The organism is Azotosporobacter soli (assembly GCF_030542965.1).
Lineage (GTDB): Bacteria > Bacillota > Negativicutes > SG130 > SG130 > Azotosporobacter > Azotosporobacter soli.
Genome location: NZ_JAUAOA010000008.1, coordinates 1 through 16965 on the forward strand (window position 1 = coordinate 1; position 16965 = coordinate 16965).

The 16965-nt window shown below is 50.0% G+C and carries 14 protein-coding genes and 1 tRNA gene; all 15 read left to right on the plus strand.

What is annotated here, in order from left to right:
• Position 1 precedes the first annotated feature (1 nt).
• The 15 genes from tuf (at position 2) to fusA (ending at position 16935) form a co-directional block, all read left to right on the plus strand.
• Positions 2-1204 carry an elongation factor Tu gene (gene tuf / locus QTL79_RS09070; RefSeq protein WP_346354654.1) on the plus strand — a complete coding sequence of 401 codons (1203 nt, stop codon included), beginning with the start codon at positions 2-4 and terminating at the stop codon, positions 1202-1204.
• A 318-nt stretch (positions 1205-1522) separates the two neighbouring features.
• Positions 1523-1672, plus strand: coding sequence for a 50S ribosomal protein L33 (gene rpmG / locus QTL79_RS09075; protein ID WP_019555299.1), 150 nt, complete (start codon positions 1523-1525; stop codon positions 1670-1672).
• A gap of 10 nt (positions 1673-1682) precedes the next feature.
• Positions 1683-1758 (plus strand) — tRNA-Trp (locus tag QTL79_RS09080).
• A gap of 48 nt (positions 1759-1806) precedes the next feature.
• Positions 1807-2025 carry a preprotein translocase subunit SecE gene (secE, locus tag QTL79_RS09085; protein ID WP_346354655.1) on the plus strand — a complete coding sequence of 73 codons (219 nt, stop codon included), beginning with the start codon at positions 1807-1809 and terminating at the stop codon, positions 2023-2025.
• A 41-nt stretch (positions 2026-2066) separates the two neighbouring features.
• A complete protein-coding gene (gene nusG, locus QTL79_RS09090; protein ID WP_346354656.1) occupies positions 2067-2606 on the plus strand; it encodes a transcription termination/antitermination protein NusG in 540 nt (179 codons plus the stop codon).
• Positions 2607-2680: 74 nt separating this feature from the next.
• On the plus strand, positions 2681-3106 hold the full coding sequence (gene rplK, locus QTL79_RS09095) for a 50S ribosomal protein L11 (RefSeq protein WP_346354657.1): 426 nt from the start codon (positions 2681-2683) through the stop codon (positions 3104-3106).
• 73 nt (positions 3107-3179) lie between these two features.
• On the plus strand, positions 3180-3887 hold the full coding sequence (rplA, locus tag QTL79_RS09100) for a 50S ribosomal protein L1 (protein WP_346354658.1): 708 nt from the start codon (positions 3180-3182) through the stop codon (positions 3885-3887).
• Between the two features lie 232 nt (positions 3888-4119).
• Entirely contained in the window at positions 4120-4650 is a 531-nt protein-coding gene (gene rplJ / locus QTL79_RS09105; RefSeq protein ID WP_346354659.1) for a 50S ribosomal protein L10, read from the plus strand.
• Between the two features lie 46 nt (positions 4651-4696).
• On the plus strand, positions 4697-5068 hold the full coding sequence (gene rplL / locus QTL79_RS09110; protein ID WP_346354660.1) for a 50S ribosomal protein L7/L12: 372 nt from the start codon (positions 4697-4699) through the stop codon (positions 5066-5068).
• 335 nt (positions 5069-5403) lie between these two features.
• A complete protein-coding gene (gene rpoB, locus QTL79_RS09115; RefSeq protein WP_346354661.1) occupies positions 5404-9243 on the plus strand; it encodes a DNA-directed RNA polymerase subunit beta in 3840 nt (1279 codons plus the stop codon).
• Positions 9244-9297: 54 nt separating this feature from the next.
• Positions 9298-13218, plus strand: a complete 3921-nt coding sequence (gene rpoC, locus QTL79_RS09120; protein WP_346354662.1) for a DNA-directed RNA polymerase subunit beta' — start codon at positions 9298-9300, stop codon at positions 13216-13218.
• Positions 13219-13610: 392 nt separating this feature from the next.
• A complete protein-coding gene (locus QTL79_RS09125) occupies positions 13611-13862 on the plus strand; it encodes a L7Ae/L30e/S12e/Gadd45 family ribosomal protein (protein WP_346354663.1) in 252 nt (83 codons plus the stop codon).
• 76 nt (positions 13863-13938) lie between these two features.
• A complete protein-coding gene (rpsL, locus tag QTL79_RS09130) occupies positions 13939-14313 on the plus strand; it encodes a 30S ribosomal protein S12 (protein WP_346354664.1) in 375 nt (124 codons plus the stop codon).
• A gap of 37 nt (positions 14314-14350) precedes the next feature.
• The gene (rpsG, locus tag QTL79_RS09135; protein ID WP_346354665.1) at positions 14351-14821 is read left to right on the plus strand and encodes a 30S ribosomal protein S7; all 471 of its coding nucleotides are present in this window, start codon (positions 14351-14353) and stop codon (positions 14819-14821) included.
• A gap of 38 nt (positions 14822-14859) precedes the next feature.
• Positions 14860-16935 carry an elongation factor G gene (gene fusA / locus QTL79_RS09140; protein WP_346354666.1) on the plus strand — a complete coding sequence of 692 codons (2076 nt, stop codon included), beginning with the start codon at positions 14860-14862 and terminating at the stop codon, positions 16933-16935.
• Positions 16936-16965: the final 30 nt, after the last annotated feature.

Below are 16965 nucleotides of genomic sequence, written 5' to 3' on the forward strand. Positions count from 1 at the left end.
AATGGCAAAGAAAAAGTTTGAAAGAAACAAACCCCACGTAAATATCGGCACCATCGGTCACGTTGACCATGGCAAAACTTCGTTGACTGCGGCTATCACCATGGTGTTGGCCAAAGCCGGCGGCGCTGAGTTCATGGCATATGACATGATCGACAAGGCTCCGGAAGAAAGAGAACGCGGCATCACGATCAACACCGCACACGTTGAGTACGAGACTGAAAAACGTCACTACGCTCACGTTGACTGCCCGGGCCATGCTGACTATGTTAAAAACATGATCACCGGCGCGGCTCAAATGGACGGCGCAATCCTGGTTGTAAGTGCTGCTGACGGCCCGATGCCGCAAACGCGCGAGCATATCCTGCTCTCCCGCCAAGTTGGCGTTCCGGCAATGGTTGTCTTCCTGAATAAGGCTGACCTCGTTGACGACGCTGAACTGATGGAATTGGTTGAGATGGAAGTTCGCGAACTTCTCTCCAGCTACGATTTCCCTGGCGACGACATTCCTGTAGTTTGCGGTTCCGCCGTAAAAGCTCTGGAATGCGCATGCGGCAAGCGCGAATGCGCTTGGTGCAGCAAAATCCTCGAACTGATGGACAATGTCGACGAATACATCCCGACGCCGGCTCGTGCAACGGACAAGCCGTTCCTGATGCCTGTCGAGGACGTGTTCACGATCACTGGTCGCGGCACTGTTGCTACCGGTCGTGTAGAACGTGGCGAAGTTAAAGTCGGCGAAACGATTGAAATCGTTGGTCTGAGCGAAAAACCTCGTTCGACGGTTGTAACCGGCGTAGAAATGTTCCGCAAGCTGCTCGATTCGGCAACTGCTGGCGACAACATCGGCGCACTGCTGCGCGGCGTTGAGCGTAAAGACATCGAACGCGGCCAAGTACTGGCAAAACCGGGTTCGATCAAACCGCACACGAAATTCAAAGCAGAAGTATATGTCCTGAGCAAAGAAGAAGGCGGCCGTCATACTCCGTTCTTCACCAACTATCGCCCGCAGTTCTACTTCCGTACAACGGACGTAACCGGCGTGGTAAACCTGCCGGAAGGCGTGGAAATGGTTATGCCTGGCGACAACATTCAAATGCACATCGAACTGATCACGACGATCGCTATCGAAGAAGGCTTGCGCTTCGCGATTCGCGAAGGCGGCCGTACTGTCGGCGCCGGCGTTGTAACTTCGATCGACGCATAATGCCAATAAACAGGACCCCCTGGCTAGCGCTAGGGGGTCTCATTGCGTCTTACAAACATCCATAGAAAGCGATTGGGATTTTCAACACGAAGGTGGGAAGAAAAAAGAAAGGGAGGGAACGTTTTAATAGTTAAACCCCTTCCATATCTTCAATATCTTCCGATCTTCGTGTTGAAGTCCTAACGGAAAAGCGAAAAGTTAGCATAACTATTAAAAGGCTTTGCATCACAGCTATTGACAGCAGAAACGAAGTGTGCTAAATTGTATTAGTGGCATTTTGGATTAATGCCCTATCTACAGGTAAGTGAGGTGTACAGGATGCGCAACGCGGTAACGCTGGCTTGCACCGAATGCAAGCAACGCAATTATCAAACGAATAAAAACAAGAAAAATGATCCGGATCGTCTGGAATTCAACAAGTATTGCAAGTTCTGCAAGAAGCATACGCTGCATAAAGAAACGAAGTAGTACAGCTTGTAGGGGTATAGCTCAATTGGTAGAGTAGCGGTCTCCAAAACCGTTGGTTGAGGGTTCAAGTCCTTCTGCCCCTGCCATAATGCTATCTACCTGACGTGGGCAGTATGTGACGGGGATGTGAAAAAATGGCTGTGCAAGAGACTGCAATTCAGCAGTCGTTCATGAGCCGGACGAAGAGATTCGTTCGTGACGTGAAGGCTGAAATGAAGAAGGTAAACTGGCCGACCAGAAAAGAAATCATAGCCCACACTGGCGTTGTTTTTGTCACGGTGGTACTGATTGCTGCTCTGATTTGGGCCATTGATGCTGTGTTTGCCAAAGCATTACAGTTTTTAATTAAGTAGGCTAAGGGGGTGGGGGGCGTACCTGGCATGCCCCTTGTAGCATGGAAACCGAAAAGAGCGAGAAACATTGGTATGTAATCCATACCTACTCCGGTTATGAAAATAAGGTTAAAGCCAATCTGGAAAAAAAGGTTCACTCCATGGCCATGGAAGATGAAATCTTCCGCGTAGTGGTTCCCATGGAAGATGAAGTGGAAATCAAGGATGGCAAGCGCAAAGTGATTAAGCGCAAGGTTTTCCCGGGCTATGTACTGGTGGAGATGATCGTTAACGACAGATCCTGGTATGTGGTGCGCAATACGCCGGGAGTAACCGGATTTGTCGGTTCTGGCACAAAGCCTATCCCGCTTACCGATGCTGAAGTGAAAAATATCCTGAAAGCAATGGGAATCGAAGAGCTTCGGCCTAAAGTCGATATTTTCGTTTCTCAACCAGTCCGGATTACCGCTGGCGCATTTGAAAATTGGAATGCGACCGTGCTTGAAGTGTATCCGGAACGGAGCAAGCTGAAGGTGCTCGTCAACATGTTCGGGCGTGAAACGCCGGTGGAATTAGATTTTTCTCAAGTAGAGAAAATTTAAATACAAACCTGGTTTCGAGTGGGAGGGTATAAACCCGTATTTACCACATTATTGACATAAGGAGGTGTAACGAAATGGCCAAAAAAGTAATTAAGTTAGTAAAACTGCAGGTTCCTGCTGCGAAAGCGACTCCGGCGCCTCCCGTTGGTCCGGCGCTTGGTCAAGCTGGTGTGAACATCATGGCGTTCGTTAAGGAATTTAACGAAAGAACTGCACAACAGGTTGGACTCATCATTCCGGTAGAAATTACCGTATTTGAAGATAGATCTTTTACTTTTGTAACAAAGACTCCACCTGCTCCGGTTCTGCTTAAAAAAGCCGCTGGGATTGAAACTGCATCCGGCGAACCTAATAAGAAAAAAGTCGGTAAAGTATCTCGTGATAAAGTGCGCGAAATTGCTGAAAGCAAAATGAAAGACCTGAACGCCGCTAGCGTAGAAGCTGCTATGCGGATGATCGAAGGAACGGCGCGCAGCATGGGTATCGAAGTCGTCGATTAATTCGACGCAAAGGCCAAGAGGCCTGTGTGGGAGGAATTTCCGCAAATACCACATAATGAAGGAGTTTTGAGCAATGCCGAAATTTGGTAAGAAATATCAAGAAGCGGCCAAGCTGGTAGACAAAGACACTCTCCATGAAGTCGATGCGGCTGTGGAATTGGTGAAAAAGACTGCTAGCGCCAAATTCGACGAAACTGTCGAAGTGGCCATTAAGTTGGGCGTAGATCCTAAACATGCCGATCAGCAATTGCGTGGTGCAGTTGTGCTGCCGCATGGCACTGGTCGGACCAAACGCGTCCTGGTTTTCGCAAAAGGCGAAAAAGTTAAGGAAGCAGAAGCTGCCGGCGCTGACTTTGTCGGTGCTGAAGAGCTGGTAACTAAAATCCAAGGCGGCTGGGCAGAGTTTGACGTTGCCGTTGCTACGCCTGATATGATGGGCCTAGTAGGCCGTCTCGGTAAAATCCTTGGACCGAAAGGCTTAATGCCGAACCCTAAAGTGGGCACGGTAACCTTGGATGTAACCCGGGCTGTTAATGAGATTAAAGCCGGTAAGATCGAATACCGTACCGACAAAGCTGGTAACATCCATGCTCCGGTCGGCAAGGCTTCGTTCGATGCCGAAAAATTGTTGGAAAACTATCAGACTCTGGTAGAAACCCTGATCAAGGCGAAACCGTCTGCTGCTAAGGGCCAGTATATCCGCAGCATCACATTCAGCACAACCATGGGACCTGGCGTTAAAGTCAACCCGCTGAAGCCGATTCCTGCTAAAAAAGAGTAGTCGATGCGAAACCACTTCGGTTCTAACTACATATCGGGTTTCCCAGGCTGTAGACTGCAGATGCTTAAAGCATAACGGAGCAATCCATCTGCTGAGGCCGGAGTTGGACGCATGTTGCTTTGTGCACAGAGCGGTCTCCGGTGTTACACCGTGAGGCCGTTTTTCTTTCTGACAAAGCTTGTCTTTGTCTGTATAGTGCAAATGTTGAATCTTGTAAAGGAGGTGGATGTAAGTGGCTGTAACATCTGAAAAAAAAGCGATTGTTGCTGGGTTAAAAGAACAACTGACTACCGCTAAAGGTGCAGTTCTCACTAACTATCGTGGTCTGACTGTTGCCCAGGACACCAAGCTGCGCCGTAAATTGCGCGAGGCAGGTGTTGAATATCGGGTTGTAAAAAACACTATGACCCGCATCGCGGCTCAAGAAGCTGGCGTTGAAGATCTGGTGGCTTACTTGGAAGGTCCTACTGCTATGGCGGTATCCTTCACCGATCCTGTAGCTCCGGCGCGCGTTATCTCCGATTTCGTCAAAGAGCATAAGCTTAAGACGTTGGAAGTAAAAGCGGGCCTGGTCGAAGGGAAAGTCATCACTGCTGATGGTGTAAAAGCACTGGCAAACCTGCCGTCGAGGGAAGTTTTGCTTTCCCAAGTACTGGCTGGAATGCAAGCGCCTATCGCCGGTCTGGTCAACGTACTCCAGGGCTCGATCCGGAACGTTGTCTATGTGCTTGACGCTGTGCGTCAACAAAAAGAATCCGCGTAGTATCCCCAAAAAAATAATTTATGTGTAAAATATGGAGGTATTTAAAATGACTAAAGAAGAAATTATGCAAGCTATCGAGAACATGACTGTTCTTGAACTGTCCGAAATGGTAAAAGCTATGGAAGAAAAATTCGGCGTTAGCGCAGCTGCTCCTGTAGCTGTAGCTGCTGCTGCTCCGGCTGCTGCTGGCGGCGCTGCTGAAGAACAAAGCGAATTCGACGTAATCCTGACCAGCGCTGGCGCTGGCAAGATCAACGTTATCAAAGTTGTTCGCGAACTGACTGGTCTTGGCCTGAAAGAAGCAAAAGAAATGGTTGACGGCGCTCCTAAAGCTGTTAAAGAAAAAGTTGCTAAAGCTGACGCTGAAGCAATCAAAGCTAAGCTTGAAGAAGCTGGCGCATCTGTTGAAATCAAGTAAGATTTCCTACAGAAAAAAGACACCTGCGAGATTTTCGCAGGTGTCTTTTTTGTATTCGTTCGTAGGTGACAATGAAATTTTTTGTCATAGATAAGGCAGCTATTTCAAAGAAGCTCTTGACGAATGGAAGCACATGTAGTAAAATTCTTTAATGCGACACTAATTTTTGTGTGGCTGACATTATGTCAAAAATATACTGGAGGATGAAATCATATTTCATCAGAAAAAAATGCAAGGTTTACGTTTTCGACAGGGAGAACCTTGCCTTTTTTTGTATTTCTGCTGCAGTGCGGCAGATCACAAGATAGAATTTGGGCTAAGGGGTGAAGAACTTAATGTTTAATCCTGTTCAGGTCGGTCAAAGAGTCCGGTACAGCTACGGCAAAATCAGTGAAGTGCTGGACATGCCCAACCTTATCGAGATTCAGAAGAATTCTTACAACTGGTTCCTCAAGGAAGGGTTGCAGGAGATCTTCCGGGATATTTCGCCGATTCAAGACTTTACCGGAAACTTGGTATTGTCTTTTGAAGCGTTCACGCTGGGTGAACCGAAATATCACGTGGAGGAGTGCAAGGAACGCGACGTTACGTATGCGGCGCCTTTGCGCGTAAACGTTCGTCTGATCAATCGTGAGACGGGCGAAATCAAGGAACAGGAAGTGTTCATGGGCGATTTCCCCTTGATGACAGATAACGGCACCTTCATTATCAATGGCGCCGAACGGGTTATTGTCAGTCAGTTGGTACGTTCGCCCGGAGCTTACTATGGCGAGACTATTGATGCCAGCGGCAAAAAACTCTACAACGCAACGATGATCCCTAACCGGGGAGCCTGGTTGGAGTTGGAGACCGATGCTAATGACGTGATATCTGTCAGAGTGGATCGTACGCGCAAACTTCCGATGACGGTTCTTGTACGTGCGTTGGGTTTTTCATCCAATGCCAGCATTTCGGAATTGTTTAATGATGATTCCAGAGTGAGAGCGACGTTAGAACGTGACAATACCACTAACCGTGAAGAAGCATTAGTAGAGATTTACAAACGCCTGCGTCCCGGCGAACCGCCTACGGTGGAGAACGCGACGCAACTTTTGGAATCCCTGTTCTTCGATGCCAAGCGTTATGATTTGGCGACGGTTGGCCGTTACAAGTTGACGAAAAAATTGGGCTGGCGTCGTCGTTTGATGGGCAAGACATTGCACCAACCGGTAGTTGATCCGGAAACGGGTGAAATTTTATTGGCGCAGGATACGGTTCTTGATGAGCAAAACCTGGCCATGTTAGAAGAAAAAGGAGCGTTTTCCGCCGATGGCGTCATCGACGTGAAAATCAAGCTCAAAGACGGCACGCCGATGAAAGTCCTGGCGACGCCTTCCTTGCCGTATACGCACCGTACGATTACCCGGGAAGATATGATTGCAGCTATTAGCTATCTTTTAAACTTGATGGATGGCGTCGGCAATGTAGATGATATTGACCATTTGGGAAATCGTCGTTTGCGTTCGGTCGGGGAATTGCTGCAGAATCAGTTCCGCATTGGCTTGTCTCGTATGGAGCGCGTCGTAAAAGAACGGATGACGATTCAGGACATGGAAGTCATTACGCCGCAAGCGTTGATCAACATTCGTCCGGTTGTCGCAGCGATCAAGGAATTTTTTGGTTCCAGTCAGCTGTCCCAGTTTATGGACCAAACGAATCCGCTGGCAGAACTGACGCATAAGCGTCGTTTGAGTGCACTTGGCCCTGGTGGTTTGAGTCGGGAACGTGCAGGCTTTGAAGTCCGCGACGTCCATCACTCTCACTATGGACGCATGTGTCCGATCGAGACGCCGGAAGGTCCGAATATCGGTCTGATCGGGTCCTTATCAACATATGGTCGCGTCAATGAATTCGGCTTTATTGAAACGCCTTATCGCCGTATTGACAAGGCAAATCGTAAGGTGACCGATGACGTCGTCTATCTGACGGCAGACGAAGAGGATGAAGTGGTTTGTGCACAGGCAAACGAAGAATTGACAGCCGAGAGCTGGTTCAAGTCGCCGCGCGTTATCGTGCGTTACAAACATGAGACACTCGTCGTACCGGCGGAAAAAGTTGACTTCATGGACGTATCACCGAAACAAGTCGTATCGATCGCGACCGCGATGATTCCGTTCCTGGAAAATGACGATGCTAACCGCGCACTGATGGGCGCGAACATGCAACGTCAGGCGGTTCCTTTGCTGCGTACCCAGGCTCCGCTCGTCGGAACCGGTATGGAGTACAAGGCGGCGCGTGACTCAGGTGTAGTTGCATTGGCGAAAGACGCGGGCGTCGTTGAAAAAGTCACCGCCAACGAAATCCATATTCGCACGGAAAAAGGTCAGTTGGAAAAGCATAAACTGCTGAAGTATCTGCGTTCCAACCAAGGGACGTGCATTAACCAAAGACCGATTGTTTATAAGAACCAAAGCATCGAAGCCGGACAAGTGCTGGCGGATGGCCCGGCCACCGACCGTGGCGAACTGGCGCTCGGCTACAATGTCGTCGTTGCGTTCATGCCATGGGAAGGTTACAACTATGAGGATGCGATCTTGCTTAGTGAAAAGATCGTTAAAGATGATATCTTTACCTCGATTCACGTCGAAGAATACGAGTGCGATGCCCGGGATACCAAATTGGGACCGGAAGAAATCACACGAGACATTCCGAACGTGGCCGAAGATGTCCTGAAAGATCTGGATGATCGAGGCATCATCCGCATCGGCGCCGAAGTACGACCGGGGGATATTCTGGTCGGCAAGGTAACGCCGAAAGGCGAGACCGAACTGACGGCAGAAGAACGCTTGCTGCGGGCTATCTTTGGAGAGAAGGCGCGCGAAGTGCGCGACACGTCGCTCAGGGTGCCGCATGGCGAAGCCGGTAAGATCGTCGACGTCAAGGTGTTCAGCCGCGAAAATGGTGATGAATTGTCGCCGGGCGTGAATTTCCTGGTTCGCGTTTATATCGCACAAAAGAGAAAGATTTCCGTGGGTGATAAGATGGCCGGCCGTCATGGCAATAAGGGTGTCGTTTCCCGCATCATGCGCGAAGAAGACATGCCGTTCCTGCCGGATGGCACGCCGGTACAGGTTGTCTTGAATCCGCTTGGCGTACCGTCTCGTATGAACATCGGTCAGGTATTGGAAACGCATTTAGGCATGGCAGCGGCAATGCTGGGCATGCAAATTAAGCGAAAAGATCCCAATGTGGAAGCGCGGTTGCGCGAACTTGGCTATGATGTCGATAAATACGGTTTGCCGCAGCCGGATAAAGCCGGTATTCATATGTCGACGCCGGTCTTCGACGGTGCGAGCGAGGAAGAAGTCTTCAGCACGCTTTCTGCAGCGGGGCTCTCGCCGGACGGCAAAACGCTCCTCTATGATGGTCGTACGGGTGAAGCGTTTGACAACCCGGTCACGGTCGGTTGCGTGTACATGCTGAAACTGGCTCACTTGGTCGATGACAAGATTCATGCCCGCTCTACGGGTCCGTACTCACTTGTCACTCAACAACCGCTTGGCGGCAAAGCACAGTTCGGCGGACAGCGTTTCGGCGAGATGGAAGTATGGGCGCTTGAAGCATATGGCGCTGCGTACACCTTGCAGGAATTGCTCACCGTCAAGTCTGACGATGTGGTTGGCCGTGTGAAGACATATGAAGCAATCGTCAAGGGTGAAAACGTTCCGGAACCTGGAGTGCCGGAATCCTTCAAGGTTCTGATCAAAGAACTGCAGAGCATCGGTCTGGATGTAAAAGTACTGACCGAAGATCAGCAGGAAATCATGATCGGTGATACGGATGAAGACATTCATGAAGCGGCCAAAGAATTGGAGCTGAGCCTAGGCGGGGAAGAGCCGGTTCTGCCGGTTTCGAAAGAAAGCAACCGGCATGCGTATACAGCAGAAGCAACTGGCGAAGAGTATACGCCGGATGAAGAGTTGGAACCGTTGGAAGACGATCTGGATATCATCGCTGAAATCGGCGGCTCTAGCGAAGAAGAAGAAGCATTCGATGAAACGGTTCTGGAAGTCCAGGATGACCTTGATCAGGATGAACGAGGCAAAAGCCCCAAAAAGATCAAGGAGAAGAATAAAAAGTTGACCCAAAAGGATCTGATGGGGGAACTGCTGAATGATGAGGAAATCGATGAATAACGCAGACCGCCAGACAGGCGGCCTCTGGGAGTATAAGAAGGGAGTGACAACCCTTTGTTAGATGTTAACAATTTTGATTCGATGCGTATTGGACTGGCTTCGCCGGAACAAATTCGCAAATGGTCCTTTGGTGAGGTAAAGAAGCCGGAAACCATTAACTATCGTACCCTGAAGCCGGAACGCGACGGCCTCTTCTGCGAAAAGATCTTCGGACCGACGCGGGACTGGGAATGTCATTGCGGCAAATACAAACGCATTCGTTACAAAGGTATCGTCTGCGACCGTTGCGGCGTTGAAGTGACGCGCTCTAAAGTGCGTCGCGACCGCATGGGGCATATTGAACTGGCAGCTCCGGTATCGCACATCTGGTATTTCAAGGGAATTCCGAGCCGCATGGGCTTGATTTTGGACATTTCACCGCGTTCGCTGGAAAAAGTCCTGTACTTTGCTTCATACATTGTACTCGATCCAGGCGACACGCCGTTGATGAAGAAACAGCTGTTGAGCGAAAACGAGTACCGCGACTATCGCGACAAATATGGTTATTCGTTCAAAGTCGGCATGGGCGCGGAATCCGTGCAGAAGTTGCTGGCTGAGCTGGATCTGGAAAAGATGAGCCGTGAACTACGCCAGGAATTGAAAGAAGTCAGCGGTCAGCGTAGAATCCGGGCGATTCGTCGCTTGGAAGTCGTAGAAGCATTCCGTAAATCTGGCAATTTGCCGGAATGGATGATCTTTAACGTGGTTCCGGTCATTCCGCCGGAACTGCGCCCAATGGTTCAGCTCGACGGCGGACGTTTTGCTACCTCCGACCTGAACGACCTGTATCGTCGCGTCATCAACCGGAATAACCGCCTGAAGCGCCTTTTGGATCTCGGTGCGCCGGATATCATTGTTCGCAATGAAAAACGGATGCTGCAGGAAGCAGTTGACGCTTTGATCGACAATGGTCGTCGCGGTCGGCCGGTTACCGGTCCTGGCAACCGGCCGCTCAAATCGCTTAGCGATATGCTGAAAGGCAAACAAGGCCGTTTCCGTCAGAACTTGCTTGGCAAACGCGTCGATTATTCCGGCCGTTCCGTTATCGTTGTCGGTCCGGAACTCAAGCTGCACCAGTGCGGTCTGCCGAAAGAAATGGCGCTCGAACTGTTTAAGCCGTTTGTCATGAAAAAGCTGGTCAATGCCGGTCATGCGCATAATATCAAAAGCGCAAAACGCATGGTAGAACGCGTGCGTCCGGAAGTCTGGGATGTACTGGAAGAAGTCATCAAAGAACATCCGGTCATGCTGAACCGTGCACCGACGCTGCACAGACTGGGCATTCAGGCATTTGAACCGGTATTGACCGAAGGACGCGCGATCAAGCTGCATCCGCTCGTTTGTACCGCGTATAATGCCGACTTTGACGGTGACCAGATGGCGGTCCATGTACCGCTCTCCGCGGAAGCGCAGGCGGAAGCCCGTACGCTGATGCTTGCTGCACACAACATATTGGCACCGAAGGACGGCCGGCCAATCGTAACTCCGACACAGGACATGGTTCTCGGTACCTATTACCTGACCATGGAACGTCCGGGCGCGAAAGGCGAAGGTAAGATTATCAGCGGCATCAATGAAGCGCTGTTGGCTTATCAGCAAGAGGAATTGTCTCTGCAAGCCAAGATCAAAGTCCGGTTCCCGGAATATGGTCTGGTTAATACGACGCTTGGCCGCATGATTTTCAATGAAATTCTGCCGGAGGGCATTCGTTATTTCCACCAAAAGGATGGCGAATGGCATCTGGGCATCATGATGGACAAGAAGCAATTGGGCAAACTGGTTGCTGAAACCTATCGAATGTACGGAAATTCCAAAACCGCTCTGGTTCTGGACCAAGTGAAGAAGTTGGGTTATTCGTTTGCTTGCCGGGCCGGCGTTACTGTCGCTATCGCGGACATCATGGTTCCGCCTGCTAAGAAAGAGATTTTGGCAGAAACGGAAATCAAGGTAGAAACGATTGACAAGCAGTATCGTCGCGGTCTGATCACAGAAGACGAACGCTACAAGAAAACGATCGAGATGTGGACGAATGCGACCGATGACATCACCAAAGCGATGATGGCGAACCTCGATCCGTTCAATCCGATCTTCATGATGGCCAATTCCGGCGCGCGCGGTAACATTCAGCAGATTCGTCAGCTGGCTGGTATGCGTGGTCTGATGGCCGATCCATCCGGTCGAATCATCGACTTGCCGATCAAGGCAAACTTCCGTGAGGGCCTGACAGTACTTGAGTACTTTATCTCGACGCATGGCGCGCGGAAAGGTCTGGCCGACACCGCACTTCGTACGGCGGATTCCGGTTACCTGACCCGTCGTCTGGTCGATGTAGCGCAAGACGTCATCGTTCGTGAGGACGATTGCGACATCATCGGCATTAATCTGGTAAAAGAACGCGCCAAGATGGTTCGTTCTACGGTCGCAGGCATTGCCGCACAGAAGGATCGTTTGCTTGAGCAAGTGCTCGCCCAAGATGTCTTGGATCCGAAGACACTCAGCGTCCTGATTCCTTGTGCTACAGTGCTTGATGCAGATCATCTGCGTCTCTTGGGCGAACGCGGTGTTGCCGACATCGTCGTTCAAGGCATGGATGGCGAAGAACCCATTCTTCTGGCTACGCCGGAAGACGAAATTCGCGCCATTTTGCGTGACTCGATGGTTCGCGAAATGTTGGGACATAAAACAGTTTATCCGGTTAAAGACGGGGCAGGCGTCGAATTAATTCCGCCAGGCGTTGAAATGACCGAAAAACTGATTGATCTGGTTCTCGACAATGACGGTCGTGAAGTCAAAATCCGTAATAACAATATCAAAGGCATTGAAGTGGAAGCGATCATGGAAAGCGGCAGCGTCATCGAACATTTGCGCGACCGTATCGTCGGACGCTATTCTGCGGAAGATATTGTAAATCCTGAGACGGGCGAGATGATCGTCAAGATCAATGATATGATTTCCGAAGATTTGGCAGAAAAAGTCGTAGCCGTCAGAGACCGCGTTACGATTCGCTCCGTGCTCACCTGCCGTTCGCAATACGGCGTCTGCATCAAATGCTATGGTCGCAATTTGGCAACCAATCAGCAAGTCGATGTGGGTGAGGCTGTCGGCATTATTGCCGCGCAGTCGATCGGCGAGCCAGGAACGCAGCTCACCATGCGTACGTTCCATACCGGCGGTGTTGCCGGTGATGACATTACGCAAGGTCTGCCGCGTGTCGAGGAATTGTTTGAAGCGCGCAAGCCGAAACGCCCGTCAATTATTGCCGAGGTGGAAGGCGTCGTAACCGTTCATGATACAAAAGGCCAGCGTCGCGTCGTCGTGCTGCCGCCAGCTGGAGAAGAACGCGTCTACCCGATTCCTTACGGAGCGCGAATCATCGTCAAGGATAACCAGCAGGTTAAACCAGGCGATCGTTTGATCGAAGGCTCTGTGAACCCGCATGACATTCTGCGCGTTTGCGGTCTGAGAGATACGCATCGTTACCTGGTTTACGAAGTACAAAAAGTTTATAAGTCTCAAGGCGTTGAGATCAATGATAAGCACATCGAGGTCATGGTGCGGCAAATGCTGCACAAGGTTAAGGTGGAAGAGTCAGGCGACACTGAATTGCTGCCTGGCGAGTACATTGACATCAATACCTTCGAAGAGGAAAATGCGCGAGCGATTGAAGCTGGCGAGGAACCTGCAGTGGCACGTCCGATTTTGCTCGGCATCACGAAGGCATCCTTGGCTACCGACTCTTTCTTGTCGGCTGCTTCTTTCCAGGAAACGACAAGGGTTCTTACCGAAGCCGCCATCAAAGGCAAAGTGGATCCGTTGCTTGGCCTGAAAGAAAATGTCATCATTGGCAAGTTGGTGCCGGCTGGTACCGGCATGAGCCGCTATCGCAACATTCGCATCACTTTCCCGCAGTCAACTCCGGTTGGAGATGCAGAATAACACAAACAAAAAGGACACCTGGCTTTTGCCAGGTGTCCTTTTGCATAACGAAAAGATTAACACGAAGGGGGGGAGGAAAAAAGACAAGGGGGGAGGCTTAGAGAAAAATAGTAAAAATCTCTTCCAATCTTTCCCTCTATGTGTTGAAAAATTTTTCATTGTCCTTTTTTATACCACAAAGAGGCTAAAAGTGCTTAATTTCTAGTACTTTTAGGGTTGAAAAAGAGAAAAAGAAACACCCGGTAGCGTGGACAGAAAAAACTTTGATAAATCAAGAAAAAACAGGCATTTTAAAGCCGAAAAATTATTGACACTGTGAAATCGGAGTGTTAATATAGTGTAGTGCCTAAATATATGGACCTGATTGGTATGTTTGTAAGGGAGTGAACCGAATGACGCTCGAAGAATTAAAGAACGTCAAACGCGCTGTTGGCATTAAGCAGGTAACGAAGTCGTTAGAAAAAGATCGGGCTAGCCTGGTGTTTCTCGCGGCGGATGCGGATGAGCGTGTGGTGATGCCTTTGCGGGAAATGTGCCGGATGAAAGGGATCGTCGTGGAAGCGGCGGCCAGTATGAAGGAATTAGGCAAGGCTTGCCAGATAGAAGTAGGCGCGGCTGCGGTGGCGGTGCTTCGGCAAGAGTAAATCGTAGACGACTCGACCGCTTGTCGGAAGAGTTGTTATAAATCATTCAAGTGGATGTTTGGAAGGAGGTGTGCATATGCCGACAATTAGTCAGTTGGTACGCAAAAGTAGAGAAGTGATGGTTAAGAAATCGACTGCTCCGGCTCTGAAAGAATGCCCGCAAAAACGTGGGGTTTGCACCAGGGTTTACACCACGACCCCTAAGAAGCCGAACTCCGCGCTTCGTAAGGTTGCTCGTGTGCGGTTGACGAACGGTATCGAGGTCACTGCTTACATTCCTGGTATTGGTCACAATTTGCAGGAGCATTCCGTGGTTCTGATCCGCGGTGGTCGTGTAAAAGACTTACCGGGTGTTCGTTACCACATTGTTCGCGGCGCGTTGGATACCGCAGGTGTTCAAGGCCGGAACCAAAGTCGCTCCAAGTATGGTGCGAAGAGACCTAAGAAATAGGTTGAAGCTTAAGAATTTTTAGCAAAGGAGGGATACTATGCCTAGAAAAGGTGCTGTCCCCAAACGTGATGTATTGCCGGATCCGGTGTACAACTCCAAAATACTCACCCGTTTCATCAATAAGGTAATGCTGAGCGGCAAGAAGGGTGTTGCCGAAAGCATTGTATATGACGCTTTTGAAATCGTCCGGGCTAAGACCGGTAAGGATCCTTTGGAAGTGTTTGAGACTGCGTTGAAAAACGTAATGCCGGTATTGGAAGTGCGTGCCCGCCGTGTAGGTGGAGCGAACTATCAAGTTCCGGTTGAAGTACGGGCTGACCGTCGTTTGTCCCTTGGTATCCGCTGGCTGGTGAATTACACTCGTCTGCGCGGTGAAAAGACCATGCGTGAACGTCTGGCTGCTGAATTGATGGATGCTGCCAATAATACTGGTGCAGCCATTAAGAAAAAAGAAGATACCCACAAGATGGCAGAAGCTAATAAAGCTTTCGCTCATTACCGCTGGTAATATTGTTGGGTAGTATGCAACAGTAAGGAGTGATTAGAGTGGCTAGAAAATTCCCGCTCGCGAAAACGCGTAATATCGGCATCATGGCTCACATCGATGCAGGTAAAACGACGACTACTGAACGCATACTGTTTTATACCGGTCGCGTACACAAAATCGGTGAGGTGCACGAAGGCGCCGCTACCATGGACTGGATGGTGCAAGAGCAGGAGCGTGGTATTACCATCACCTCCGCTGCCACCACCGCTGAATGGGACGGACATCGTATTAACATCATTGACACGCCTGGACACGTGGACTTTACCGTTGAGGTAGAGCGCTCCTTGCGGGTGTTGGATGGCTCGGTAGCTGTGTTTTGCGCTAAAGGTGGCGTAGAACCGCAGTCAGAAACAGTTTGGCGTCAGGCTGATAAATATCATGTGCCGCGTATGGCGTATGTAAACAAGATGGATATTCTGGGTGCCGACTTCTATCGTGTTGTCGACATGATGAAAAGTCGCTTGGGTGCGAACGCTGTGCCGATCCAGTTGCCTATCGGCTTTGAAGATACCTTCAAAGGCATGGTCGACTTGGTGGAGATGACGGCGATTGTTTATACGGATGACTTGGGCAAGACGAGCGAAGCGGCTGCAATTCCGGAAGACATGGCTGAAGTGGTTGAGACCTATCGCCAAGGTCTGTTGGATGCGGTAGCTGAGAGTGATGACGAGCTCATGATGAAGTATCTGGAAGGCGAAGAGCTGACTGTTGAGGAAATTAAAGCTGGTATCCGTAAGGCTACCATTGCTTGCAAAATGACTCCGGTTACTTGCGGATCGTCTTACAAGAATAAAGGCGTACAGCCGCTGCTTGACGCAGTTGTCGCTTATATGCCTGCTCCGATCGATATTCCGGCAATCAAGGGTACCAATCCTGATAGCGGTGAAGAAGATGAGCGGGCGGCAAGCGATGAACTTCCGTTCTCGGCGTTGGCGTTCAAAATCATGGCCGATCCGTATGTCGGCAAACTGGCTTTCTTCCGGGTGTATTCGGGCAAGCTGGAGTCGGGCTCTTACGTTTATAACTCTACTAAGGGTAAGAAAGAACGTATCGGTCGTATTCTCCAGATGCATGCGAACCATCGCGAAGAGATCAGCATTGTCTACACCGGTGATATTGCGGCTGCAGTTGGTTTGAAAGATACTACCACTGGTGATACCTTGTGCGACGATAAAGCGCAAATCGTGCTTGAGTCCATGGTCTTCCCGGAACCGGTTATCTCGGTTGCGGTAGAGCCTAAAACGAAAGCCGACCAGGAAAAAATGGGTATTGCCTTGCAGCGTTTGGCTGAAGAAGATCCGACGTTTAGAGTTCGTACTGACGAGGAAACTGGTCAGACGATCATCGGCGGTGTTGGCGAGCTCCATTTGGAGATCATCGTTGACCGGATGTTGCGCGAGTTCAAGGTAGAATGCAACGTAGGTGCGCCTCAGGTTGCTTACCGTGAAACGATTCGCAAATCAGTCAAGAGCGAAGGCAAGTTTGTTCGTCAGTCCGGCGGTCGTGGCCAATATGGTCATTGCTGGTTGGAATTGACGCCGCAAGAGCCGGGTCAAGGTTTTGTCTTTGAAAACAAAGTCGTCGGTGGTGCGATTCCTCGTGAATACATCAACCCGATCGAAGCGGGTATCAAGGAAGCAATGGAAATCGGCGTTCTTGCCGGGTATCCAATGGTTGACATTAAAGTAACCGTGTTTGACGGTTCTTACCATGATGTTGACTCCTCGGAAATGGCGTTTAAGATTGCCGGCTCCATGGGCTTTAAGTCGGGTTGCCAAAAGGCCAGCCCGGTCATCCTTGAACCGTATATGAAGGTAGAAGTCATCGTGCCGGAAGAGTACATGGGCGACGTTATCGGCGACCTGAACTCCCGTCGCGGTCGCATTGAAGGCATGGAAGCCCGTAGCGGTTCCCAGTCAATCAAGTCCTTCGTACCTTTGGCGGAAATGTTTGGCTATGTAACGGACTTGCGGTCTAAGACCCAAGGTCGCGGCAACTACTCGATGGAATTCGATCATTATGAAGAAGTTCCGAAGAGCATTGCTGAAGCCATCGCTGCTAAAGTAAAAGGCTAATTAAAAACCATTCGATAATAAGGAGGCATT

Bases quoted from the DNA above. Each gene is read 5' to 3' on its own strand.
- tuf (WP_346354654.1), top strand. From the start codon at position 2: ATGGCAAAGAAAAAGTTTGAAAGAAACAAACCCCACGTAAATATCGGC.
- rpmG (WP_019555299.1), top strand. From the start codon at position 1,523: ATGCGCAACGCGGTAACGCTGGCTTGCACCGAATGCAAGCAACGCAAT.
- secE (WP_346354655.1), top strand. From the start codon at position 1,807: ATGGCTGTGCAAGAGACTGCAATTCAGCAGTCGTTCATGAGCCGGACG.
- nusG (WP_346354656.1), top strand. From the start codon at position 2,067: ATGGAAACCGAAAAGAGCGAGAAACATTGGTATGTAATCCATACCTAC.
- rplK (WP_346354657.1), top strand. From the start codon at position 2,681: ATGGCCAAAAAAGTAATTAAGTTAGTAAAACTGCAGGTTCCTGCTGCG.
- rplA (WP_346354658.1), top strand. From the start codon at position 3,180: ATGCCGAAATTTGGTAAGAAATATCAAGAAGCGGCCAAGCTGGTAGAC.
- rplL (WP_346354660.1), top strand. From the start codon at position 4,697: ATGACTAAAGAAGAAATTATGCAAGCTATCGAGAACATGACTGTTCTT.
- rpoB (WP_346354661.1), top strand. From the start codon at position 5,404: ATGTTTAATCCTGTTCAGGTCGGTCAAAGAGTCCGGTACAGCTACGGC.
- QTL79_RS09125 (WP_346354663.1), top strand. From the start codon at position 13,611: ATGACGCTCGAAGAATTAAAGAACGTCAAACGCGCTGTTGGCATTAAG.
- rpsL (WP_346354664.1), top strand. From the start codon at position 13,939: ATGCCGACAATTAGTCAGTTGGTACGCAAAAGTAGAGAAGTGATGGTT.
- rpsG (WP_346354665.1), top strand. From the start codon at position 14,351: ATGCCTAGAAAAGGTGCTGTCCCCAAACGTGATGTATTGCCGGATCCG.